This is a genomic window from Candidatus Rokuibacteriota bacterium, assembly GCA_016188005.1.
GTDB lineage: Bacteria > Methylomirabilota > Methylomirabilia > Rokubacteriales > CSP1-6 > UBA12499.
On sequence record JACPIQ010000007.1, the window covers coordinates 58,587 to 83,359 of the forward strand.

Here is a 24,773-nt window from a genome sequence, read left to right on the forward strand (position 1 = left end):
CGTTCCGGGTCTCCGGGATTCTCTCGCACCGGGCCCGTGCCGCCGGCTCCCTCATCGTCCCGCCGCACCAACACCGGCAGCCGCCCGATCGTGCGTTGCCTCCCGGAGGAGCCCTGTCGTCAGACCGACTGGCAGGGCAAGAAAGAATTCGTTCTGGCTGCCCGCGGAGACGAACAGGTCCATCGACGCGCCATAGGCGAACAGAGCCCCGGCAAGAAGCAACCACGTCCGCTGTCGTGGCGCCAGCCTCAGGTCGGCAAGCCGGAGCGCTCTCCCGACCCCCATCGCCCACAGGGACAGGTAGAAGGCGAGGCCGACCAGCCCGGTCTCCACCGCGTAGCGAAGCAGCTCCGAGTGCGGGGTGGTCGTCGGCCCGAGGGGCGACCCCTCCCGGCTGATCACCGTCTGGAACTGCTTGACACCGACACCGAGGAGCGGGCTGTCGCCGAACTTCCGCACGGAGAAGTCCAGAAGAAACAAGCGGCCCCCGGCATGCGCGCTCTTCACCGACTTCCAGCTGTGCTCGAGATCCGTCAACCCCTGGAGGAGCTCGTTGATCGAGCCGATGTGCTCGGCCACCACCGCCGGCGCGTGTCGCTCGAGAAACGGCATCGCGTGAGTGACGAATACGGGCACCGCGAGGACCATCGCGGCGACCCCCAATGCGACGATCAGCAGAAGAGTCGCCACACGCCGCATGACGACCGCCAGACCGACGGACACCGTCGGCGTGATCCGCGACAGGTACAGGGCGAACACGCCGGCCGCCGCGACGCCGACCCAGCCCTTCCGCTCCAGTGAGAGGAGGGTCAGGCACGTAAACAGGACGGCCGCCAGTCCGAGGCCCAGCCTCCGCGCCCCGGACCGGTCGAGAAACCCGAGTGGGAACAAGATCGAGGCGAGGAGGCCGAAGGCCCACTTGGGCTCGCCGGCGTCCTTGTAGCCGGCGAACTTGCCGCGCGCGACGTGGTAGAGCACGACGCCGACGACGATCACCACCAGGCCGGCGACGAGCACGCGGATGAACCGTTCTCGCGCTCGTTCGTCGGCGCCGACGCCCACGAGGGTCGCAGTGAACAGCAAGAACTCGGCCTTCTGGCCAAACCCGGCGACGGCCGCCTTCGAGCTGGCAAGCAGCAGGCCGTTGAGAAAGAGATAGACGGCGAAGAGGCCAGAGAGAATGAACCACCAGTCACGATGGAGACCCTGCACGGCCGACGCCCGCCACAGCCCCCCGAGCAGCGTCAGCGCGATCAGAGCGGCAAGCATCGGATCGAACGGCCGCAGCGTCAACCCGAGGACCTTGGTCTTGAGCGGGAGAAAGAGCGTCAGGACGGCACACGCCAGTCCCGGCGCCAGCAGGGCGGTCGCCCACTCCGCTCTCCCCTTCACGTGCCCTGCTGCTCGCGCCACAGGCCAGTCGCCAGCCCCACGGGGAGGGTGAGGAACAGCTCGTTCTGAGCGCCCGCCGCGACGAAGAAGTTCATGAACAGGCCGTAGCCGAGCATCGCCCCGACGACCATCACCCAGGTCCTGTGCCGTGCATCGGCCATCATCCGTGCAGCCGTCGCGACTCGCCTGGCCCCGAGCAGCCACAGCAGCAGGTAGAGGGACAGGCCCACGCCACCTGCCTCGACCGCGTACTGGGCGTACTCGTTGTGGGCGGTCGTCGCAAACGCGAGCGTCGGCGCGTCGCGCGCGATCGCCGGCTGGAACTGGTCCACGCCGATGCCGAACAGGGGGGACTCCCTGAGCTTCTGGAGCGAGAAGGCGACGAGGAACAGTCGCTGCCGTGCGTTCGGCGCCTCCACGTACTTGTAGCTCTCAGAGATGTCGGACAAGCCGACGACGAAGTCGCCCAGGGCCCGGACCCGGTCCACCGAGTCGGGGGCGCGCTCCTCCAGCAGCGGAGTGACGCTCGCGACCAGAAGTGGGATCGTCACGAGGAGTCCGGCGGTCAGCGCGATCAGCCCCCCGTAGAGAGCCACCGCCCGCACCGCCCGCCGTCCGATCGTTCTCCGGACGGCGTAACGGTGGGTGCGCAGGTAGAGGGCGGCGAGGACGGCCAGGACGAACGCCCCCCAGCCCTTCCGCTCGAGCGACAGCAGCATCAGCCCGACCGATGCCAGCAGCATCACCTTCAAGACGTGGCGCCCGCGCGACCGCGACCGGTCGAGATACGCCAGGGGAAACAAGATGGACGCCAGGAGCGCGAACGCCCACTTGGGCTCCCCCAGCCGCTTGTAGTCGACCCACTGGCCGGCCGCGACGTGCCAGAGCACCGTTCCGGCGACGACAGCCCCGAGTCCGAGGAGGAGCAGCCGGAGGAACGTGTCTCTCGCCCGCTCGTCGCCACCGACGGCCGCGATCGTCACCGCCAGGAAGAGGAACTCGACCTTCTGCATGAGCACCTTCACGGCGTCCTTGACACCTGCCAGCAGGAGGCCGTTGAGGGTGAGGTAGACGGCAAACAGGACGAAGAGGATGAACCACGCGTCCCGGGGGATCGCGCGGATCGCGGGGCCCCGGAGCAGACCCGCCGAGAGGAACATCGCCACGAAGAGGACGACCAGGGGGTCGAACGGACGGAGGGTGAGCCCCCCGACGACGGTCTTGAGCGGCAGGAAGAGGCTCACGACGAGCGCCGCCGCGCCGAAGGCGAGCAGCGCCGAGCGACGGACCGGGATGACGAGCCCCAGACCCCACAGGGTCGGCGCAGATCGGCTGACGCTCAGCGTCGATGCCACTCAGGTCACCCGCCGGCGATCGCGCGCCCGGCGCGCCAGGAGCCCGGCCTCGTACGCCACGAACCGGAAGATCCCGCGTGCGATCTGGGCCGCCATCGTGCGGGCCGTGTACCGGATCGGGATTCGATTGTTCCGGAGGATCCCGTAGAGTTGCCGCTTGTGGTACGCGATGGACGTGAGGCTCGTTCCACCGGAGACGCCGCCGAGGCGGAAGTAGGCGATCGTCCGGGGGAGCTGATGCGCCTTCTCGCCCCCCAGCAACGCCCGGAGGATGAAGTCCCGGTCGGCCCCGATCCTGAACCGCGGGTCGTACAGGCCATGTCTCCTGTGCACGTCGGCACGGACGAACCACGTCGGGTGGCCGATCATGTCGAGCTTGGGTGGCAGGATCTCCTCCGCCGTCGTCTTCTTCGTGAAGACAACCCGCCCGTCGAGGGCCGACACCATGTCCAGATAGCCATAGAAGATGCCGGTCTCCGGTCGCGCCCGCGCCGCCTGCACCACCGCGTCCACGGCGTCGGGGCAGTAGTAGTCGTCGCCATGAACCACGCCGATCAGGTCGCCCGTCGCGATCCGGATGCCCTTGTTGATCGCGTCGTAGATTCCCCCATCCGGCTCGCTCACCCACCGGGCGATCCGATCCTCATACCGCTTGATGATTTCCACGGTCCCGTCCGTGGACCCGCCGTCGATCACGATGTACTCGATGCGCGGGTAGGTCTGGCTGATCACCGAGCGGAGCGTCTCTTCGATGTAGGGGGCCCCGTTCCGGACGACCGTCACGACACTGACCAGCGGGTTGGCCTGGCTCACGCCGCCCTCTTGCGATGCGTCGCCATCAGCCAGGAGACCCGCAGCTCGTCGAGCGGGTAGTGGCGGAAGGCCGGGTGCAGGCGCTCGAGCGCGAAGTCCGGGGGAAGGGGGGCCAGGGTGTGCCGTGCCACCAGCCGCTCGAACCCGTGGTCGGCGAACAGCGCCTCCCAGTCGCGGCTGCGCAGCCGGTTGGTGTAGGAGCCGCGGTGGCTCGTCATCAGTTCCCAGACGGGCCGCGAGTACCGGAGGAAGCGGAGCCAGTCCTGCCCGGGCTGCATGCTGTAGTGGTCACGGAGGTCGATGATGCTGCAGACCACTCCGCCGGGCTTGAGGACCCGCCGGATCTCGCCGACGAGGGCTGCCGGCTCCCGCACGTGTTCGAGTGCGCTCCGCGACCACACCACGTCGACCGTCTCGCTGTCGACCGGCATCCGGGTGCCGTCGAAGCGGCGGACTTGCAAGGACGTCTCCGGGATCCGGCGCGCGTCCCCGAACCGCCGGAGGTCGAGGCGGGGCCGGAGCCAGCCGTGCGTGTCGTCCTGCGCGATCAGGCGGAGCAGCGCCTCGTAGGTGCTGGGGACGCGAACCTCCTCACCCAGGTACGGCAGCACGTCGAGACCGACCACGCGGCGAGCCCCCAGGAGCAGCGCCAGGTAGAGGAGGTCTGGCGTCTGGCCCGGCCCCAGCTCGATCACGACCCTGTCCGTCAGCCCCACCGACGCCTCCTCGAGGAGGCTCAGCAGGTCCCGCAGCACCGTGAGTGCGCGCTCCGGGTCGTGCTCGATCCCGGTGGTGTGATAGCGCCGCGCCAGGACCCGGCCCAGCGGAGAGCGCATCATCAGGTTCTGCACGACGTGTCGCACCGGGTTGTCGAGAAGGCGGGAGTCCAGGAGGGTGCCAAGGCTCACGGGGTCAGCGACTCGACGTGGGCCGTCACGATGTAGCAGATCCCCGAGTGGTCGATGCGGTGGATGTCGAGACGCCGAAAACCCGCGGCCAGGCTCGCCTCCATGATCGCCGCCTCATCGTAGCCGTAGACGGCGCACCGGCCGAGGAGGCGATACCGCAGGCGCCGGGCCGGCTCGCGAAACCAGTGCCTCCCGGGGAATGACAGGACAGCGCACCGGCCGACGAGCGGCCGGAGACGGGCCAGGAAGCGCGGCGCGTCCGCAACGTAGTCCATCACGCCCATGACCACGCCGTAGTCGAATACCGCCCCGGCCACCCCGGGCGGGCACCCGTCCGGGAACTCCGCGTCCACGAACTCGCACACGTCGTCGACCCCGAGCGTCCTGGCGCGCGCGCGCGCGTGCGCGACCATCCCCGGCGCGATGTCGAGTCCGACCACGCGGCCCGCACCCCGGCGCGCCGCCTCCAGGGAGTAGGTCCCGGTGCCGCAGCCGATGTCGATCACCGTTCTCCCCGAGAGGTCCGCCCCCAGGCGCTTGAACGTCTCCTCGTATCGCTCGTAGATGTCCCGTCGGAGCGTTCGGTCCACCAGACGCCAGAACGCGTTCCGCCGGCCGCCGTAGAGCGTGTCCCAGGTCCCGGCGAAGTCCGAGAAGAACGTGCTGACGCGCTCCGCCTGCCGGGGGGGCACGCCCGTCATGCCTTCCCTGCTACGAGATCGGGCAGGGTGTTCGCCTCCAGGTAGTCCACCACCCGGGTGAAGGGAAAGAGCGAGAGGAGGGCGCGCAGCTTCTCCCGCGCGGAGCGCACGCCCGTGTAGGTACGAAGCCGTCGGGCGAGCGTCATCTCCGCGATCCTCGGGACGATCTCGCCGATCTCGAACGGGTGCAGGTAGACGATCCCCGGAACGCCCCGCCGGTTGGCGGCGGCAAACAGGGTCTTCGTCAGGAGGAACGGGTAGATCCGCAGGTACCCGCCACCGCCGAACGGGATGTTGCGGTTCAGGAGCCGTACCGTGGACAGCGGCACCTCGATCAGGCCGTTCGGCATCCGGAACGGCACCGCGGGAAAGCCGCCGATACCGTAGACGTCGTGGAACCCGATGGGATAGACACTCGAGTCGTAGACGAAGCCGATCTCCCGCAGCGCGTCGAACACCCAGGCGTTGGCCTCGACGATCGAGAAGTCCGGGGCGCGGAAGCCGTGCACGGGTCGGCCGGACGCGTCCTCGAGCGCCCGCTTGGCCGCCACGAGGAACCGCTCGACCTCGGGGCGTGGAAAGCCGTAGAGCCGCCGATGGTCGAAGCTGTGGCACGCGATCTCGTGCCCGCCGGCCGCGATCCGTCTCACCAGGCCGGGCATGTCCCGCCCGATCCGGCCCAGGACGAAGAAAGTCGCTCTCTGGTCGAACTCCTCGAGAAGCTCGAGGATCTTCAGGGTGTTGACCTCGATCTCCCGCGCCTCCCCCACCTCCGAGATGTACTTCGCGGGGACGTGCATCTGGTCGTGGGAGGCCTCGATGAATCCCTCGATGTCGAAGGTGAGCAGGTTGGCCACCATCAGGGGAGTCCGTAGACCTCGGTGATGATGCGCTTGACGATGATCGACTCCGCGAACTCGGTCTCGGCCTTCCAGCGCGAGCAGCGGCCGAATTTCTCGCGCGTCCCCTCGTCTTCCACCAGGCGTCCGATCGCCCCGGCCAGGGCGGCGGAATCCCGGGCGGGAACCAGGTAGCCGTTCGTCCCGTCGTCCACGACCTCCCGACACCCTGGCCGGTCGGTGGTGACGATCGGCTTTGCCAGGGCGAGGGCTTCGAGCAGCACGCGAGGGACGCCCTCTCGGAAGTACGACGGGAGCACGACGGCAGCCGCCAGCGCGAGGATTTCCCTGATGTCCGTCCGGAAGTGGGTCAGCGCGATGAAGTTGGGAGCCGTCTTGTCCTGGAAATACGCCGGCGGGATCGCGTCGGGGTGGCCGTGTTCGAACGGGCCCACCAGGACGAACCTCACGCTCGGGGCCGTGCTCCGCAGCCGCTCGGCCGCCTCGATGAACTCCCGGACCCCCTTGCACCAGATCATCCGCGCGACCACCATCACGACCACGGGACCGGCGCCGTCGAGCCCCAGCTCCTGACGAAGCGCCAGCACCCGTCCGGGGTCGACCGACTCCGGTGAGTACTGCTCCACGTCCACCCCGCCCCCGCGGATCAGCACCGCTCGGTCGCGTCCCACGAGCCCCCGGGCGATGAAGAACGCCATGTCGTCGGGGTTCTGAAACCAGACCTTGTCGCTCAGGCGACCGCTCAGCCTCAGCAGCTCGAGGATGAGCCACGCGAGCGCCTTGAGCCGCACGCCAGGCTCGCTCACGAAGAATGGGTAGCCCAGTCCTGGAACCAGCGAGACCACCCACGGGACGCGCGCCAGCCGTGCCGCGATGCTCCCGAAGACCGCCGGCTTGATCTGCATGTTGTGCACGATGTCGTAGCGGCCCCGGCGAAAAACGCGGTAGAGACGGATCATCGTCAGGAAGTCGTTCCCGGGGTTCATGAAGCGATCCATGGGGACGGCGATGTGCCGGGCGCCCAGGGCCTCCAGCTTCGCGACGTAGGGGCCGGGCGGCGTCACCGTCGTCACGTCGTGCCCTCTCCGGAGCAACGCAGTGATGAGGCCGCCGCGGAAGTGCCACATCGTGAAGTCGTCGTTGATCACGAGCGCGATCTTCATGCCGCCCGCGCCCTCACCCAGCGGCCGGCGCCGGCATCGAACGACAGGCCGAGGACGCGCAAGACCGCCTCGTCCAGCACCCCTTCGAACGCGCGCGCCATGGTCCGGGCATCGTACAGCCGGAGCGCTCGCTCGCGCCCGGCCCTCCCCAGCTTCGCTCTCAGCATCGGGTCCCGGATGAGCGTGTCCAGGCGATCGGCGAGCGCTGCTGCGTTCCCCGGGGCGACGAGGAGACCGGTCTCTCCGTCCACCACCGAGCCCGTGATACCCCCGACGCCGCTGGCCACGACGGGCAGCTCCATCGCCATCGCCTCCACCACCGCGATACACAGCCCTTCCCAGAGCGAAGGCTGGACGTAGACGTCCAGGCCGGCGAGGAATGGCCAGATGTCGCTCCGATGCCCGACGAGGCGGCACTGCGCGTCGAGCCCGAGCCGCAGGATCTCCGCTCGGAGCGCCGCCTCCCCGGGCCCGGCGCCCGCCACCTCCACCGACACGTTGTCCAGACCGCGGTCGAGGAGTAGACGCATCGCCGCCAGGAGCACCGGGTATCCCTTCTGCTCGCGAAGCTTGCCGAGCGAGCCGATGACCACGCCCGCCCGCGCGGACCGCGGCGCCGGCTGCGGGATCTCGTCGAGGTCGAGCCCGCCGATGATGACGGAGCGCAGCCGGGCCGGCGCGACGCCGAGCCGGCGGGTGACGACGTCGCCGACCCGATCGGAGTCGGCGATCACCACATCAGCGAGGCGCTGGGTGAGTCGGTTCAGCGCGACCCGGATGGGACCGCCAAGGTTCTCGTTGTGCTCCCAGGTGAGGACCACCGGCACCCCGCTCAGCCTGCCGAGCACACGCCCCAGGATGCTGGCGTGGAAGAGCGAGCCGCAGAGGACGTCGGGGCGCTCCCCCCTGAGAAGACTCAGCAGCTTCAGGATCGACCCCGTGGCCGCGAGCCTGGACGTGATCCCGAGGCGCACAACCCTGATCCCGTGCTCGGAGAGCCGTCCCGGGATTCCTTCCTCGCCGACCCCGGGGGAGAGCGCCACGACCACGCTCGCATACTTCCGGCGGTCGAGGTTCTTCAGGATGCGGAACATCCCGACCTCGGCACCGCCCCCCCCGAGCGAATTGATCAGGTAGAGGAGGCGCAGACGCTCCTTCACGGGCTCTCCAGGGTGGCCGCGTGGCCCGCGTCAACCCGCGCTCGGAGGTCCAGCCACACCCGACGTCGAGGTGCCATCGGGAGAGACCCTACTGCAAGGTCAGCAACACGAGGATCTCGCCGCGCCCTTCGGCGAGTGGCTCCAGCGCCTTCCCCAGAACAGTGCCCGGGCGATGCAGCGCGATCCCCGACACACTCACGGGCGTGGATCGCATGGCGTGGCCGGGCGTCGGGCTCGTGACGAGCAGGTCGCCGACGGCAATGGCCCCGTGCGCCGCATCCACCTTCACGCGGACCCGGCCGCTGTGAGCCACCATGACCTTGTTCGCGCCCGCCTCGCCCAGCACGATCCCGGGCTTCGGCGACACCACTCCCGCCACTCTCGAGTCGTAGGCCCGGTCCGACGGCCCGACGCCCCCCGCATGCGTCGCATCGAGCACGATGACCGTGCCCGGCCCCGGCATGGACGGCGCCAGCACCCACTCGGCGATGTCCTGGTACCGCGCGGCGATGTTGCCGCCGAACGTCGCGTCGCCGCTGACGTGGAGGGTCGCCCCCACCCGCGTCGCCGCCCCCGCCGGGGAGAGCACCACCTCGTCCGACGGGTTCACCCGCAGCATGGCCACCGTGCCACTCGCCGCGGCATTCGCGCCCCGGAGGCTCTTCCCGTTGGCGAGGACCAGCTCGCCGCCGGCGGCGCCACTCGTGGAGCCAGGGGACCCGACGCCAACCACCCCATGGGAGTTTCCCAGGTCCACGCTCGCCGCGCCTGGGCCAACGAACAGGTCGTCCGACGCGCCCAGCTCGAGGACGTTCGTGGTCCCGGTCCCGCTGCCGTTCGCCCAGCGGAGCCGCCGGCCGTTCCCCAGGATGAGATCGCCCGCCCCGGCCCCCGTCAGCGCGCGCGGGGCGCCGATCGCGACCGGCCCGTCGAGGCCCCCGCCGATGTAGATCGGGTTGCTCGGCGCGTTGTCGACCTCGATCAGCCGCACCGTGGCGCTGCCGTGGGGTCGTCCCGACGATGAACGTCGAGCCGACGCGGACCTCGTCCTCGAACTCCGTCGCCTGCGCGATCCACACGCCGGCCAGCATCACGATGACGGCCCCGCCGACGAGCATCCTCACGCCACGCCTCTGCCTCATGGATGCCTCCTCCGTTCTCCCGGAGCGTCCGGCGTCATCCCAGGGAGCATCGCGGCCGGTGGGTCGTCACCGCCGAGCGGGGGCTCCGCTCGGGTCGCGCCACGCAGACAGGTCCAGTCCCGTCAGGCGCTGGAGCTCGCGGTTCGGCTCCTCGAAGAGGATGGCCAGCTCCCCCTCGATCTCACGCGGGAGCGGCTCGTACTCCACGGGCCTGCGGTTCCACCGATAGTAGAGTGTGGCGATGCGCGTCCACTTGACGAACTCCAGGAGAAGCACTCCCGGCCGGTATCGGTTGATCACGTCGGTACTGCGCTGGATCACCCTGTACAGCAGCACGTTCTGCCAGGCGCCGGCCTCGTTGTGCCTTCGACGGAGCGACGGCGGCGAGAAGGCGGGGTCGACGCCCAGGTACTCGAAGAGCGTCCGGAGCATCCGTTCGGGGTCCCGCCGCATCTCCTCGTAGACGAGGACGAGAAGCTGCTCCCGCGGAAAGAGATCGAGGTACTTCCGCAGGTGCTTGGCGTAGAGGCTCCTCTCGACGTATCGGTTCCCCGGCTTGAGCAGAACCTCGACCCCCTGCTCGGTGTCCCCCTTCAGCCGATCCATCCAGTAATGGGAGTGCGCCCGTGCGATCGGCTCCCGCACGATGGCGACCAGTTTCGCCCCCGGCAGCGTCCCCTGGATGCGCCGGGGAGCCCAGTCGTCGTGAAGGTACGTCGGCGTGACCTCACCGACGGCCGGCTCGTGGCGGGCGTGTCGGAAGAAGAGGCTGTACCAGTCGAGCCCTCGCCGGAACGCGTCCACCTCGCGTCCCACGGAATCGTGCCGGTCGAAGAAGTGGACCTCCTTCATCCGCGGCACGTACACTTCGGGGTGCTCCTGCAGGCAGAAGTAGAGCCAGGTCGTCCCGGTCTTCTCCGCGCCGAGCACCAGGAAGTTCGGCAGCATCGGTCAGGGTCGCCCTGCCAGTGGCGCGATGCCAACAGCACCAAAGAGAGAGCCTCGCGCCAGCGTCATTTCTATCTGGACTTCCCCCGTCGGTACTCGCACCTCCCTCTGAGGACAATCCAGAGGGTATAAGCCAGCAGTCGTAGGTCCAGCGAGAGACTTTGCTTCCGGATATACAGGAGGTCGTATCGAAACTTTTGTCGTCGCGGAATGTCCCTGGAGGCATAGACCTGCGCCAAGCCGGTGAGGCCTGGCCTGACCGTATGCCGCTCCTGAAAACCAGGGAGTTTCTCGAGCGCTACCAAGTCGCCACTACCGTGAACCTCGGTCTCCTCCGGCATCAACGCCCGCGGACCCACGAAGCTCATATCGCCTCGCATGATGTTCCAGAACTGCGGTAGCTCATCGAGAGCGGTTGCCCGAAGGAATCGTCCCACTCGGGTCGCTCGCGAATGCCCAGTGGACGCCCGCAGCCGCTCGGTTCTCTTGTGCACGCCTCGCACCATGGAACGGAACTTCCAGGTTCGGAACCGCCGGCCATGCCTTCCCACCCGCTCCTGCAAGTAGAAGATGGGGTGGCCATCATCGAGCACAATCGCGACAGCAATGAGGAGCCAAAGCGGGACCGAAAAGACGAGGCCAACCGTGGCCATTGCAAGATCGAATGGCCGCTTGACACTTGGCTCTCTGCCCAATGCGAAGATCGATCTTATCGGCCCGCCAACCTCAGAAAAGCACAACCGCTCCTGCCAACAGATGGCGGATATCAGAAACGTGTGGACGATACGGGTTCGAGCATGTCGAACGGAACGAGGTCAGGGTGCTGAGCCCGCAGCCTAGCGAGAATGCGGGGTAGTTTTCCGCTTCCTTGCGGTCGATGTATTCGCCCTGGTTGGTCCTGTTGACCGCCGAACATCCGTGGCAAAATGACGCCTCAAGTTCCCCGGTCTGGCTGGCATGCCCTGGATTCGACACCACCCGGCGGATGGCTTGGTACGCTCCGTTGTTCCAGACCCCGCGCACCCCAGACTCGAATACATTGCCAAGAATGTGTTCTGTGCGGCGTTCCGTGTACTGCTCCCCGATGCGGTGGACACAACAAGGAATCACATCGCCGTTGTACTTGATCAGCATCAACACATAAGGCCAATAACACCGTGGAATCGGCCGCGTGACCTTCGGCCCGTGGATGACGTATTCCGACACCACCCGATCGGCCCAGTTGTCCTTGTACCCTTCATACGTGAAGAAGTCGTCTGCTCCAAGCTCTCGCGTCATGCACCGAACCGCTTGGACCTGGTGCCGGTTGTGGGGGAACGAGAGACATTGAATTTCGATCTTTGGATACCGCAGGTCGTGACGGTTGCGGTACTCGGCGAGGCGCCGGAGGTTGGAGAGCACCCAGTCCAGCCGACCGCCCACACGGGAAACCCCGTAGAGTTCCTGGGTCGCTCCATCGATGCAGATCGTCAGATGGGTGACCCCGCTTTCGGCAATGTGGGCGATGCGTTGATCAGAGAACGGGAAACTGAAGCTTGTGCTCAAATGGACGTTGACGCGTGCATCAAAGGCCAGCCGGCAAAAGCTATCGACCTCCGAATGGGCGTATGGGTCGCCCATATAGTACATCGAGATCGCCAGAGCCCGCTCGCGGGCCTCGTTCACAATGCCTTCAAACTGTCCGCGGCTCATGCGGCCTCTCAAACGTTGTTGGTCGAGCGGGCCGCCATCGCCGCGTGGCTTGGCATGCACACAGATGGTACAGGCCATATGACAGCGCGGCGAAATGTCTACTTTCAGGATTAGTGGGTACGACCGCAGGATTTCCCGCTTGGCGAGGAACTGAAAGCTCGCCGAGCCCATTTCCAGGGCCTTGCGGAGGGTCAGGTTCTCGTTCATCCACCCTTGCCGGCGCAGGTAGTCCACCACCAGCCATTTTCTCAACTTCGACAAATCCATCGGGTTTCTCATTCGATTCGGCCACGTGGCACATCATCCGAATGGCTCGGCAACGACGACAAGAACATAGTTTGCTACCTTGAACGACACCCGCCGGAACCCGCTCTGGCCAAGCATGCTTTCAATGCCGGCCCTCGTGTAGTTGAAAATCGGGCAGTCGCAAAACAGACCGTATCGAATGGCTCGATAGGGGCCTCGGGTCCAGGTCCAGCGCGGGAACGTTGCGACCAGGGCCCCTTGGCAGTGGCCGTGCATGCGCCTGGCAACGGTCGCGGCATCCGGAAGATAATCGAAGAGGCCGAGGGCCACCACCACGTCAAACCGTTCATCAACCTCGATGAGGCGGTAGTCTCCCTCCAACAGCTCGACCCGTGCGCCGAATCGTCGCAGGCGATCACGAGCCAGTTCCAGCATGGGGGCAGAAAAGTCGATTCCTACGTAGCGACTCGCCCCATGCTCCAGAATGTCCTCAGCGATACGTCCTGATCCACACCCCACGTCCAGAACGCTGGGTGCTTCAAACGAACGAACCAGATCGAGGGTTACCTGCTGCCGTTGCCACAGGCTCCGACGCAGTATGCGTTTCAGCCGCTTGCCATCGTACAGTTTGTCAAATGAGCCGGCGTATTCGCTGAAGTGACGGCGTATTCGGGCCGCCGAGGGGCTTGTCTGCGATGTCGCCGTCATACCTCGCTCAGGCTCCGTTCGGCCCTGGCGCCAAAGCGCTCGACGGCAAGCTCGCGAATGACTCGCACCTGCTCGCCCAACATCGCGTTCTCATCATAATGTTTCAATGCGAACCCCCGAGCCCGCTGCCCGATCCTTACGCGACGGACCGAATCATCAACAAGGTGCACCAAGGCACCGACAAAAGCGTCGATGTCGCCATATGGCGCAAGGAGCCCCGTTTCGCCGTGGGTGACCATTTCCCGATTACCGCGCACATCGGAAACCACGGGCGTCGCGCCACTCACCATCGCCTCCATGAGCGCTCGGGCAAGTCCCTCGTATTGCGACGCCTGGACATAGATATCTGTCAATGCGAGGAGCGTCGGCACGTCCGTCCGGTAGCCGAGAATTCGCAGGTTCGGGGTGTGGGGTTGGCGCACGAGCGTCTCACGAATAGAGTGACGCTCGTTTTCGATGGGCGCCAGGACGGCCAGGAAACAGGTATCTGCACGCAGTTCGGCCACACGATTTGCCATCTTGATGAACTGCACAGCGCCCTTTTCCCGGGTCGGTCGGACAATCGTGGTAATGACTGTCGCGCCCTCCGGGATCGAGAGTTCTTCCCGGACGCGATCAAGCGCGACTGGCGGTATGGTATCGCGCTGAAAGCGTCGCACCTCCACGCCGTTGCCGATGACTCGGATGCGGTGCGCGGGGGCAAGGCCAAACCGGACGGCGGCTTCTCGATCCTCTTTGTTTTGAGTAAAGAGGAAGTCCGTGTACCGCGAGCCCAGGCGCTCGCATGCGACATAGAACTGGCGCGCCAGTGGATTCTGGCCGGGATGGAAGCGGAACCCATGAGCGGTGTAGATCGACAACGGCACCCCAGCCCGGCGCGCAGCGACTCGGCCCAGAACCCCACCGATGAGGCTATGCGTGTGGAGAATGTCAATCCGCTCTTCCCGCAATACCCCGATGAGTCGACGCAGGCACCTCAAGTGGTTCATCAGATCCATGTTTCTCGTGAAGGGAACCTCAATATACCGGTGCCCGCGAGCGATGACGTCGCGATGGAATGATCCACGTGGTCCACAGCAGCAAACCTCGAAACCCGCCTGCATACACCACCGGACAAGGGGGAGCAGATGCATCCGGAAGCCATAATCAAGCCCACACAGCTGCATGAGCCGAATCCTGTCGGGGCTCTCGCCGTCATCGGTCTGATCATGCGCCCGAGTGCTGCTCAATTCCCGATTGCGGCGCGGTTAAGCTCGCGCCCCCGTCATCGCTGGCGATGCCCCGCGCGCCCTGCCCACACGTATTCGCTGCCGCACAATGTCCGGCCAGTGTTGTGGCCGGATCAGCAAGGACACGGACAGGAAACATTCCTGCGTGCAAAGACAATGGGTCGTCTGGATGTGACGCCGGATCTCATCAGCGCGTGCCGAGCACCACAGCTGGCCAACGTCGTAGTTGTAGTCCCGAACGTTACCGAAGGTGTCCTCGAGGAGCTCGCAAGGACGCACCTGCCCATCGGAATAGATCACCGCACCTAGGGACCCGGCGGCACACGCACCGCCGCCGCCCCCCTGTCCACGTACGGTATCGATGATGACCTTCCGACGCGTGGCATTCTTTGCCGTCAACCACGACGCGGTACGGTGGCCCGAGTGGCCTTGGAGATCCCGGTCGAGGATGCGTTGTTCGATAATGCGATGGGCACGCTCGTAGTTGCTGGGATCGACATCGGCAGCCTTTGGATCTCTAGGATGACCTCGGGTGAGATTGATCATCCATTCGCCTTGCGGATGCACCCGCCTAACGATCTCGGCAATCTCCGCAACCTCATCCTGATTGTAGCTGGAGATCGTCGTAATCACCCCTACGTCCAGATAGTTGTAGTGTTCCTTGAGTCGGTTGAGCGATGTTATGGTCTCGACGGCCGCATCAAATGCCCCTCGTTTCTCGCGAACGGTTTCATGCGTTGCCCGGGTGCCGTCGAGGGAGACATCCACGCGGAGCGGGATGTCTCGATTGAGGGTGAGCATTTGCTGCGTCCTGCGAACGACCACATCCGTTCGCCACCCGGAGGTAGGGATTTGATAGCGATGCAGATGCGTCTTGCGGGCAAGCATGTGGGCAATTTCCACAATGTCGGGGCGAGTGAAGGCCTCTCCACCGGTGAGACTCAAGAAGGCAATCCGGTCAATCGAATCCGCCAGTCGCTCGTATTCATCGAACGTCATCTGACTCGATTGCAGGTGTGTTTCCTTCCATTGCTCATTGAACCAGCAATGGCGGCACTGCATCCAGCAGGTGTCGGTGACGAACAGAATAAGATACGGCGGTGTCTTGAGCAGGCGCGCGAGGGTGTTGTTCAGCTTCGTATACACGACGTCTTTCACGTGCACCGCTCTTCCTCGAGGCGGGCAACGAGCCGCGCCCCGGTGGTGGGCATCACGCCTTCGTAGGCACACATGTAACGAAGCAGGCCCAGATTGGTCGCGTAACGGTATTCGCGGTCTTGCTCGTACAGCCGGTGGTGCCAGCGGTGACGGCCACCGCGGCGGCCGCCGTCACACCATCCACTCGCCCCCGGGGCCGTGCGTTGCGAGAACTCGTAAGAGTGAAACAGGTACACGATGGCCGTGCCTCGGCGACGCGCTTCCCACACCAGGAGGCGGAAGAACGTCTTCATGAGTCGAAGTCCAAACAGGTAGAGAACCCCGGACACGAACGGCAGGCCGATCGTGCTCAGCGGCACGACATGCAGCTGTGCATCCCCCCGATGAAACGGCGAGTCAATCGAGGGACGGTAGGGCTGTCTGGGCGCAAGAAGGCGATGCAGCGTCCCTCCTCGAAACCGGAGGGAATCAAGACGCTGTGGGCAGACGGAAAAGTCCGCCGCATACCCGTGGCGCACCAGGGCCGCCTGCGTGGTGGCGGAGGTCGTCATCCTCGGACCTCGAAAGCAACGCGGCCACTGGCCAGTGTTCTGGTAGAGCCGCAGCGTGGCTTCGCCAATGAGGCGCTCGGCCACCGTCGCCGGCATTTCTCCGAAATCCTCTCCGACGTCATGGGCAACTCCATGACAACCGACTTCATGGTCGGCTCGCAAGAGACTTCGGATCTCTTCGGAGAATTCGTCTCCGGCATCGGCCGTGGAGAACACCGTCAGCGGAATGCCCGACTCATCGCAGTCCCGGATGAGACGTTCTAGGGCCGCATGCTGTTGACGACGATCGTGGTCATAGGCAAGTTCGAGATCCATCGTAATCAGCAAGGGAATCTTGCCGTCGGATGCCCCGGCCGCTCGTCCGCAACGTCTGTTTTCACGGCTGCTGGCGTGCCGTCGCTCGCGCTCTTGCCGCCGTAAGGACAATACATGCCAAAGAAACCACGGCGCCGCGACGATATTGCGGAGCCACTTGTCACGCGGCTCGAGGCCGAAACGGAACAGCCACTCGAGTCGAAGCCTGCGCAGCAGCGGAAATGCCCTGGGCTTGCGTTGTGAAACGAAATCCAGAAGACCGCCGACCATCCACAACATCGGTACAGTGAGGGCCGTCCGCTGACGAATCGCGAACTGCTCCTGCAACGGGCAACCACGACCAACGAGGACGATACCGGCGCCGCTTCGATTGATGTCCGCGACGATCTCTGGTTCACGTGCGATATCGAAGTAGCCCGAGCGAAAGCCGGCAAGCCGAATACCCGGGAACATGGTTTGCACGCGCCAGGCCGCATCCCGCACCACCGTCTCCGTAGCCCCAAGCAGATAGATCGGCACCCTCGCCGTTACCGCTCGACGCATTAGCATTGGGAAGAGATCGGTCCCGTTGAGATCCGCGCGCCATCCCTTCCCCAGCAGGAAGGCACCGAATTTCATCCCGATACCATCGAGGATGAGATCGGCATGGTGTGTGAGGGCATTCAGGAGGCCAGGTGACCGAACGAAGTGGTAGTAGTTATTGACATTGACGTGGCAGATGATTGTCGGCGTCGACGACGGATGTTGTGCCCGGGTAATCATCCATTGCGCAACGGCATGAAACGTGTCGCTGATCATCGTAAGGCCGGCAAACTCGAAACGGTTCGGTATGCCTGCGACCTCTCGGCGTGGGGCCAGCCGTTGACCGGGGCTCGAGGCGGTTGTGCTCAAGAATGATCCGCCTCAAGCGCTTCGCGTCAGGCCGCGACCTTTCATCTCATCGTTTCTCCAGAAGGACATGGATGTAGTCGCACGTTCGCATTCGATCGATCGCCAGCTGGATCTCCGAGATGGAGGAATGAAGGGCGCGGTACTCCGCGGAGTCCGGCTCGAGTCGTCCGAGCGACACGAGCTGGTTGAGCAGCTCGAATGCGTCCATCCCGAAAAACCACTGCGCCCGCATGCGGAAGCCGAACTCCCGGCAGATGAACTCATGGGTGGCTTCGCTGTAGACGTGGGTGGAAGCCGGGGGATGGATGAACCGATAGAGGTTGTCGGGGTTCTTCTGGGCCAGCGCCATGCTGAGCGACTGCCAGTTCGGATTGAACATCAGGAAGAGACCGCCGGCTCTGAGGACGCGAGCCGCCAGCCCGATCTCCTCGGCTGGGCGGTCCACGTGCTCCAGGTACCCGATGGCCGACACCACGTCGTAGTGACCGGGCTCCACCACCCGGGCGTGCTCCTGGATCGGTTGGTCGAGGAGATCCACGCCCAGCACGTCACGCGCGAAAGCGCGACAGGTCGCCGAAACCTCGAGCCCGACCCCCTGCCAGCCGTGTTCGCTCACCAGGGACACCGTGTCCCCGATGCCCGCGCCGAGGTCCAGCCAGCGCCCCCGTGCCCCGCTCCACTGGCCCAGCACGAAGTCTACCTTGGGGCGCGCCACCTGTTCCCGCCGGTACCGGTACGTTTCGGGGTCCGCGTACGTGTCGCTGGTCGAGCCCTCGCGCCAGTAGGCGATGAGCGCCTCCGGGCTCAGGCGCCGCTGGAGGAACACGAGAGAGCAGCGCTCGCACCGGTAGTACGGATAGCCGAACACGTGGACATAGGGGTGAATGTCCTTGGCGTCGCACAGCGGGCAGGCGTCGAGCTCTCGGACCGCCCGGGGCCGGAAGTGTTCGGCCAGCGCCCGGATGCGCTCGATCGTCGCCCGAACGTCGGCCATCACCCGCGGCTTCAAGCGCGAATAGTCGATCGGCTTGCCGTACCGGACGGACTCGGGCGGGCCGTTCACGGGGCGAATGTCGGGTCTTCCTCGGCCAGCCCGAGCTGCAGCAGCTCGTCGCCGAACCGGCGCACGAACTCGAAATCGATCTTGAGCGCATCCGCGATCTCCAGGTACGACCGCTCGCCGTCCATCAGGATCTGGATCTGCTGCAGGGCCCGGGCCCCGGCGCGCTCCTTCTTCGGATCGATGTAGAGACCGTATCGCGACAGGTAGAGCGGTCCCCGGTACCTCCGCCGGAGCCGCCGGTCCGTCTCGAAGACCTGCACGAGTCGCTGGAGCACGGACAGCGTGTCCTCCATCTGCGCCCAGTTGCAGTGTTCGAGGTCGTCCGAGCTGTGATGGTAGGCAGGGAACTTGTCCCGACCGATGGTCACCACGGGGATCCTGAAATCCGGGCCATCGTAGAACATCTCGTCGTTGCCCCACAGGTCGCGGTAGGCGCGCTCGAACGACCCGGGGACATGATGGGCCATCACGTTCCGGGTGGCCTTGTCGAGGTACGTGTCGCCCAGGAAGGATCGCGAGAACCCCAGCGGCTGGTAGTTGGCCATCATGTCCAGCGAGATGCCGTACCGGAGGTGCTCGATGCCCTTCGCATGGGTCAGGTAGCCCGCAGCGGCGTGATACTCGGGACCGAAGATCACCCGGTAGGAGTAGCGCAGCCCCTCGCGGCGGCGCACGAGCCCGCGGAACAGCTCCATGGCGACGGCGATGCAGGCGACCCCGTCGTTCACCTGCCCCGGATGGCATGTGTGCGCGAACACGAACAGGGTGTTCTCATGCTGTCCGCGCGCCGAGGCGTGATGCACGGCCATCTCCCCCGGCTGGAACGTCGCACGCAGGACCACCCGGTATCGGGCCGGGCGGAGCCGTCGGTACCGGTTGTGCGGCAGACAGAACCCCCACTCCGTGAAGTCCCCCGGCCGGTACGTCCACCGGTTGTGGAACGGGATGTCGTCGGGCATCGCCTCGGAGCTGTGGAGGTGGGGCCGTAGCTCCTCGAGGTCGAGCACCCCCTCGAACGGGGCCGAGTAGAGGCAGACGTGCAGGGGGTTGTCCCGGTAGTCGAGGATGCGCTCCCCGTCGAGCGTTTCGACGTACGCTTCCTCCACCTCCCATCGAGGGGGGATGATCCAGGTGAGGCATTCGCTCCCGGACGGTACCCGCAGGATTTCGCCCCCGATCTCCTCCGCGATGATCTCGCAGGTGCGCGTGGCATCCCGGGACACGGCGACGCGGTTCAGTCTCCAGGTGGCCTCGATGAACCGCCGCATCCGGGCCAGCGCGTCAGCGGACGGGCGCATGGGCCTCGCCGGAGCTGACGAAGAACTCCCCGGTGATGAACGCGCGCCGCACGAGCGCGCGATCCGCCTGCAAGAGGGCATCCTGGAGCACGCAGCGCCGCACGGCCTCCTGCAGCATGTCCGCCCCGCTCGGCTTCGGATCGAAGTACCGCAGCGTCCACTCCGCGAGCTCGGCGCGCGGGTACTCTGGGGGGGCCGCGATCGTCGCCGGGAAATCCGGCTCGGTCAGCCGCGCGTAGCCCAGGCGCTCCATCTCGAACTCGCACAGCTCCTCGATGAACCGAAGCTCCGTCGGCGTCAGCACCGTCTTCCACCGGTCGGCGAATCTCCCGGTGATCTCCGTCGAGGTCCCGTAGGAGGAGTTCTGTGTCCACCGACCGCCCTTCCCGTCACTGAAGTGGCTCGGGTCGACCATCGAGGGCGTATACGCGACCCCGAGCGCCTCCGAGACGCGGCGCATTTCCCGTTCGGGCGAGGCGATGATGTCCTCATAGCGAAGCATCATGTAGTTGTCGGTCAGGTGGCGGTTCAGCAGATGATAGGCGTAGGTCTTTCGCCAGTGGCGAATCAGGAAGAGGATCGGGTACATGCCGCTGCCCCGGGCCTTCTTCGAGGCGATCGTCGCCCGCGGATCCCGGACGATGTGGAGGACCTTCGCGTCGGGGAACGCATTCACCAGCGGCCGGATGAACTCCTCGCACCAGGCGTCCTTGGTGCCGACATACAGGGTGTCCGGGCCGCCGTACGCGATGCGAACGATCTCCAGCAGCTGCCAGAAGACGTCCCGCAGGAGGCCGGGCCGCACCTCGGCGAGGTGGGGGATCACGGCGGGGGAGAAGAGGGCGCAGCGGGTGGCGACGCGAGTCGTCAGGTGAGCGAGGTCCTCGGCAGACACCTCGACGTCCATGGCTGACGCCTGGACGGCCGCCTGGGCCTCCTCGTGCGGATTGAAGAAGTTGTCGGGCAGCGGGGCGTCGCGCTCCCATTCCACGCCGTGCCGGGAGTAGATCTTGTTCCGCAGGAGCTTGAAGACGTCCAGGTAGGCGTCCGGGGCGATGGTCACGCGCGGATGCCCGTCCACGCACCGGGCCAGGAGCGACGTTCCCGAGCGAAACATGCCGGTGATGAACACGAGCTGCACTAGTCCCTCCCCGCCGCGACGTGGACCGATTCGGGGACCTCGAGCCAGAACCGGCGGTCATCCCGGGCGGCGAACTGCTCGAAGCTCCGGTAGAACGGATCGCTCGCGAGAGGATTCGGCGGATGCTCGACCCATTCCGCCATGTGCTGGAAGTTCCGGCTCTCACCCGCCTCGCGCTCGCGCGGGTCGAGACTCGCGCGGTTCGGCGGCACGATCCGACTCGGGATCGTGGTGCAGACCTCCCGCCAGAAGAGCGTCGCTTTGGCCATCTGGATCTGCTCGGGTGTGAGCCGCGGCAGCTGGCCGGTGCGTCGCAGCAGCTCCCGGTACTCGGCCACGCTGCTCGTGTCGTACGCGTACCCGAGATCCCGGTAGAACGACCGGCCCGCCTTGACGGTCGGGATCCCGAGGCAGCCATACTCGACCATTGCCGTGCCGCGAACCATCACCAGGCACCGGGCCTCCAGCGCCGCGCTCGCCGTGTGAAGATCCGGCGGCGCAACGAAGATATTCCGGCCACCGCACCTCCGGACCACCGTCGCGGTCAGGCCCTCTTCCCGGTACAGGCGGGCCGACGGATGCTCCTTGATGAGCCAGTTCACGTCCTCCACCTCGCGCGCCACCGCGAGCGTATCGACGAACCACTCGTAGAAGTCCCGGTAGATCATCCCGACATCGTTGCGTGGCGCGTCCGAGAAGATATGGGGCAGTACCACGACGAGGGCCTTGCCCGGATCCATCCCGACGCGGCCGAAGAGCTCGTCCCGGCTGTAGCGACGCTTGCCGGCATAGGCGGTCCGGGTCCCCGCCTGGGAGTCCATCACCTTGCCCGCCAGGCGGCGGCTCAAGTAATCGTCGGCGAATCGCTCGCACTCCTCACCCATGTGCTCGGCCAGCCCCGCGATCGTGGCCGGATCGGGCTGTCGGAAGTGCTCGCGCAGGTCTTCCACGCCCGCGTAGCGCCGGTAGTCGCGGATGACGGGCACGTTCCGCGCGCCCGCGACGCGGCAGAGCACGCCGAAGCGCACGTATGAGACATGGCTCATCAGCAGATAGCGGACATCCCGGCGCTGGAAGAGCCGCCGGGCCTTCACATACATCCCGTTGAAGGCCAGGAGCGCTCTCAACAGCGCCAGGCTTCTCCCGCGGACCGTGTAGGTCCCCGGCGTGTTGCGGAGCACCTCGTCGTAGATCAGGTCGCCCATGGGAATGCCGTCCACCGAGAACCGGAGGACATCATCGGCCGTGCGCAGCCGCGCGAGCTGCACCAGCGCCTGCGGCAGATAGCGCAGCAGCGCAAGGGGGCTGTAGTAGTGCAGGTGGACCCCGTCGAAGTCCCTCACGCCGAACGACTCGAACACGCGTCGGTACGGTTCGGCCCACCGGCTGTTCCGCGCCAGGAGCACCAGCGGCGCGAATCCGTACACGCTCGCCAGCGCCCTCGCCTTCACCATCGAGGCCATCATGTGGTGCGAGAAGCGATGCATGCCGTCGACCAACACATACCCCGACCGGCCGTCGCCCCACGCCTCCGCCCACCATCGCTGACGGCGGTTCGCCCGAATGAACGCCTCTTGCTGCGCGGAGGGAGGGGAATAGAGGAAGCGACGGGCGTTCCTGAGCACGGCGCGCAGCGCCGTCACGCCCTGTACACCTGCGAACACACCTCACTCCAGATCTCCATCCCGTCGACCAGGCCGGCGATCAGCTGCCGCTCGTCGGCCGAGTAGCGCGGCGCGTCCTGCAGCCCAGCGCGGAGCCCTCTCACGAGCCCGTCGTAGGCGTCGAGACAAGCCGGCCCCCGGAGCTGCACCGCTCTCATCGTGTCGAGGAGACGGGGCGTCAGGAGCATGCCGGGAAGCTCCGCCCGCAGGTCCACCAGGTAGTCGTGCGGGTTTCGGTGCTGCACCACGAGTGGCTGCCCCCAGCTGACCACGCCGTCGAGCGCGTCCACGAGAGCCTGCAGGAAGTACCCGCGCCAGATATCCTGATAGCGGCCAATCACCTGTCCGTAGAGCCGGCCGCCCATCAGCGGCAGGAACATGGCCGGCAGGAGATCACGGTGGATGGCGGTTGCCTGGCTGTTGATCGGGCAGAGCATGCCCGGAGCCAGCGTGACCTGTTGGCCGAGGCGGTCGTCAAATCCCGTCGTGCGGACACCTCCCTCCAGGTGCGCGGTGGCGTCGACGTCGGGGGTCTCGAGCCACAAGCCCGCCGCGACGACGTGCCGCCCACGGCGTACGCCGATCGTCCACCGCTCGTCCTGCCAGCGCCGGTCGACCGGGAAGCCGCGCGGGTAGAAGCGACGCTCCGCGCGCAGCAGGGCACAGACGTTGACGAACCCCGTGGCGGAACTCACCGCCCTGAGCGTCACCTCGCTCCCCACCGTAGCCAGCGCCCCGAAAAAATCGTCCTCATCGGTCGCGTAGTTGTCGTCATCGATGTCCACGAAGACCGAGTGGCCCGCGAGGTAGGCCCAGAGGTACCCCAGGTTCTTGCGTTCGTACGAGTCGTATGGCAGCAGCTCGAGCAGGCGCGGGAACTTGCCGAGCTCCCTCTCCTGTCGCTCGCAGTCGAGGAACGTGACCTCGAAGTCCGGGCCGGACACCTTCCGGCAATACTCCTCGGCCTCCGGCGGCGTCTTGCGGTCGCCGATGACCACGCAGCTGATCCGGCGATGGCCGAAGCGCGTCGCGTTCCTGCGGTAGGACTCGAGGACGGTCGGGACGGCGATGGTCGTCAGGATGAGGCACACGCTCATCGGCGGTCACCGTTGGCCTCCAGCGCGCGGCGGAGGCGCTGGAGACCCGCGGAGACCCCGCACGGCGACAGGCCCAGCTCGAGGACGCGGGGACTCGACACCATCGACAGGTCGCGGGGGATCACCGGGTCGTCGCACTCCGAGGCCGCCACGAGGTGCTCCCCGAAGCCCAGGGCCGCGGCCATGCCCGAGAGGAACTCGTGACGGTTCACTCGATCAGCTCCCGCCACCTGCACGGCGCCCCGGAGGCGCTCCCGTATCACCAGGCGGATCGCCTCGCCCAGATCGTCAAGGAGGGTCGGCGTGTTGAACACGTCGGCGTACGCCGCGATCTGCTCGCCTTTCCGAAGCGTGTCGAGAACCCAGGCGACGAGGTTCCGCCGCGGCCCCGGCGCCCCATACACCCCACCGGTTCGGCAGATCGCCGCATCCACGTCCCGCTCGAGGATCAGGTCCTCGCTCAACTTCTTGCTCGCGCCGTAGACCGTCGTCGCCTCACGGGCATCCCCATCGCGGTAGCCCCCTCTGTCGCCTTTGAAGACGTAGTCCGACGAGACGTACACGAGGAACGCCCCGTATGCGGCGCACATCTCCACGATGTTCCGGGTCCCCAGGACGTTCACGCGCACCGTCTCCTCCACCTGGCGCTCGCACGCATGGACGTCCTTCATGGCCGCGAGGTGCACGACGACGGTGGGCTCGTGCGCGGCGAACACGGCACGCACGCGCGCCATGTCGGTGACGTCCAGCGACTGGCTGCCCGCGCCCGCTCCATCCGTGCGGCAGGTCGCCACGATCTCCGCCGCGCGCGCGAACCGACGAACGAGGTCCCGGCCGATGAACCCGCCCGCGCCCGTGATCAGCCATCTCTCCATGTGCGGAAGGGCCTCCCTTCAGTCGGGGACGTGAAACGGGTACATGTCCGGGGCAGCGTCGTCGTACTCGCTCGAGATCAGCTGGATCCAGCGCGCGTCCGTGACCGCGTCGAGCCGGTGCGCCTCGAACGGCCGCACCACGAACGCGTCGCCCTTCACGAATCGTCGCCGGTCAGTCGCGCCGCTGGCGACGTCAACGAAGGTGGCGGCCACTTCGCCGTCGAGGATGAAGAACAACTCCAATGACGTCTTGTGATAGTGGTGGCCCCGGGACGCGCCCGCCGCGCTCTCCACATAGTTCAGCTCGCGCCCCCAGTCTACCCGCGCGATTCCGCGGAACAACCCACGCGCGTCGGTCCGGCTGACATACGGAGGCACGATATCCATGGGACACGCCCGCCGC

General features: G+C 66.3%; 23 protein-coding genes. All 23 read right to left on the reverse strand.

Annotation, left to right across the window (positions count from 1 at the left end; all coding sequences use genetic code 11):
- Positions 1-51: 51 nt before the first annotated feature.
- Positions 52-1,392, reverse strand: coding sequence for an O-antigen ligase family protein (locus HYV93_01450; protein MBI2524623.1), 1,341 nt, complete (start codon positions 1,390-1,392; stop codon positions 52-54).
- Positions 1,389-2,747, reverse strand: a complete 1,359-nt coding sequence (locus tag HYV93_01455; GenBank protein ID MBI2524624.1) for an O-antigen ligase family protein — start codon at positions 2,745-2,747, stop codon at positions 1,389-1,391. Before HYV93_01455 ends, HYV93_01450 begins: the two co-directional genes overlap by 4 nt.
- On the reverse strand, positions 2,748-3,560 hold the full coding sequence (locus tag HYV93_01460; protein ID MBI2524625.1) for a glycosyltransferase: 813 nt from the start codon (positions 3,558-3,560) through the stop codon (positions 2,748-2,750).
- Positions 3,557-4,468 (reverse strand): methyltransferase domain-containing protein, encoded by a 912-nt coding sequence (locus HYV93_01465; GenBank protein MBI2524626.1) that lies wholly within the window; start codon positions 4,466-4,468, stop codon positions 3,557-3,559. Before HYV93_01465 ends, HYV93_01460 begins: the two co-directional genes overlap by 4 nt.
- Positions 4,465-5,169, reverse strand: a complete 705-nt coding sequence (locus HYV93_01470; GenBank protein MBI2524627.1) for a class I SAM-dependent methyltransferase — start codon at positions 5,167-5,169, stop codon at positions 4,465-4,467. Before HYV93_01470 ends, HYV93_01465 begins: the two co-directional genes overlap by 4 nt.
- A complete protein-coding gene (locus HYV93_01475) occupies positions 5,166-6,029 on the reverse strand; it encodes a polysaccharide deacetylase family protein (protein MBI2524628.1) in 864 nt (287 codons plus the stop codon). The genes HYV93_01470 and HYV93_01475 overlap by 4 nt, the downstream gene beginning before the upstream one ends.
- Complete coding sequence (locus tag HYV93_01480; GenBank protein ID MBI2524629.1) at positions 6,029-7,192, reverse strand: glycosyltransferase family 4 protein; 1,164 nt, start codon at positions 7,190-7,192, stop codon at positions 6,029-6,031. Before HYV93_01480 ends, HYV93_01475 begins: the two co-directional genes overlap by 1 nt.
- A complete protein-coding gene (locus HYV93_01485) occupies positions 7,189-8,352 on the reverse strand; it encodes a glycosyltransferase (protein MBI2524630.1) in 1,164 nt (387 codons plus the stop codon). The genes HYV93_01480 and HYV93_01485 overlap by 4 nt, the downstream gene beginning before the upstream one ends.
- A gap of 88 nt (positions 8,353-8,440) precedes the next feature.
- Complete coding sequence (locus HYV93_01490) at positions 8,441-9,343, reverse strand: hypothetical protein (GenBank protein MBI2524631.1); 903 nt, start codon at positions 9,341-9,343, stop codon at positions 8,441-8,443.
- A 217-nt stretch (positions 9,344-9,560) separates the two neighbouring features.
- Positions 9,561-10,442, reverse strand: a complete 882-nt coding sequence (locus tag HYV93_01495; GenBank protein MBI2524632.1) for a sulfotransferase — start codon at positions 10,440-10,442, stop codon at positions 9,561-9,563.
- 71 nt (positions 10,443-10,513) lie between these two features.
- Positions 10,514-11,095 carry a sugar transferase gene (locus tag HYV93_01500; GenBank protein ID MBI2524633.1) on the reverse strand — a complete coding sequence of 194 codons (582 nt, stop codon included), beginning with the start codon at positions 11,093-11,095 and terminating at the stop codon, positions 10,514-10,516.
- A gap of 73 nt (positions 11,096-11,168) precedes the next feature.
- Entirely contained in the window at positions 11,169-12,401 is a 1,233-nt protein-coding gene (locus HYV93_01505; GenBank protein ID MBI2524634.1) for an SPASM domain-containing protein, read from the reverse strand.
- 33 nt (positions 12,402-12,434) lie between these two features.
- On the reverse strand, positions 12,435-13,088 hold the full coding sequence (locus HYV93_01510) for a class I SAM-dependent methyltransferase (protein ID MBI2524635.1): 654 nt from the start codon (positions 13,086-13,088) through the stop codon (positions 12,435-12,437).
- Positions 13,085-14,254, reverse strand: a complete 1,170-nt coding sequence (locus HYV93_01515) for a glycosyltransferase family 4 protein (GenBank protein MBI2524636.1) — start codon at positions 14,252-14,254, stop codon at positions 13,085-13,087. The genes HYV93_01510 and HYV93_01515 overlap by 4 nt, the downstream gene beginning before the upstream one ends.
- A gap of 81 nt (positions 14,255-14,335) precedes the next feature.
- Complete coding sequence (locus tag HYV93_01520) at positions 14,336-15,475, reverse strand: radical SAM protein (GenBank protein MBI2524637.1); 1,140 nt, start codon at positions 15,473-15,475, stop codon at positions 14,336-14,338.
- The gene (locus tag HYV93_01525; GenBank protein MBI2524638.1) at positions 15,472-17,139 is read right to left on the reverse strand and encodes a WecB/TagA/CpsF family glycosyltransferase; all 1,668 of its coding nucleotides are present in this window, start codon (positions 17,137-17,139) and stop codon (positions 15,472-15,474) included. Before HYV93_01525 ends, HYV93_01520 begins: the two co-directional genes overlap by 4 nt.
- Before the next feature lie 139 nt (positions 17,140-17,278).
- On the reverse strand, positions 17,279-18,295 hold the full coding sequence (locus HYV93_01530; protein MBI2524639.1) for a class I SAM-dependent methyltransferase: 1,017 nt from the start codon (positions 18,293-18,295) through the stop codon (positions 17,279-17,281).
- Complete coding sequence (locus HYV93_01535) at positions 18,292-19,593, reverse strand: DUF4910 domain-containing protein (protein ID MBI2524640.1); 1,302 nt, start codon at positions 19,591-19,593, stop codon at positions 18,292-18,294. Before HYV93_01535 ends, HYV93_01530 begins: the two co-directional genes overlap by 4 nt.
- A complete protein-coding gene (locus tag HYV93_01540; GenBank protein MBI2524641.1) occupies positions 19,577-20,734 on the reverse strand; it encodes a sulfotransferase in 1,158 nt (385 codons plus the stop codon). The genes HYV93_01535 and HYV93_01540 overlap by 17 nt, the downstream gene beginning before the upstream one ends.
- Positions 20,734-22,188, reverse strand: a complete 1,455-nt coding sequence (locus HYV93_01545) for a hypothetical protein (protein MBI2524642.1) — start codon at positions 22,186-22,188, stop codon at positions 20,734-20,736. The genes HYV93_01540 and HYV93_01545 overlap by 1 nt, the downstream gene beginning before the upstream one ends.
- A gap of 185 nt (positions 22,189-22,373) precedes the next feature.
- Positions 22,374-23,495, reverse strand: coding sequence for a hypothetical protein (locus HYV93_01550; protein ID MBI2524643.1), 1,122 nt, complete (start codon positions 23,493-23,495; stop codon positions 22,374-22,376).
- Positions 23,492-24,370: an SDR family oxidoreductase gene (locus HYV93_01555; GenBank protein MBI2524644.1), complete on the reverse strand. Its 879-nt coding sequence runs from the start codon at positions 24,368-24,370 to the stop codon at positions 23,492-23,494. The genes HYV93_01550 and HYV93_01555 overlap by 4 nt, the downstream gene beginning before the upstream one ends.
- Positions 24,371-24,388: 18 nt before the next feature.
- Positions 24,389-24,757: a cupin domain-containing protein gene (locus tag HYV93_01560; GenBank protein MBI2524645.1), complete on the reverse strand. Its 369-nt coding sequence runs from the start codon at positions 24,755-24,757 to the stop codon at positions 24,389-24,391.
- Between the last annotated feature and the right edge of the window lie 16 nt (positions 24,758-24,773).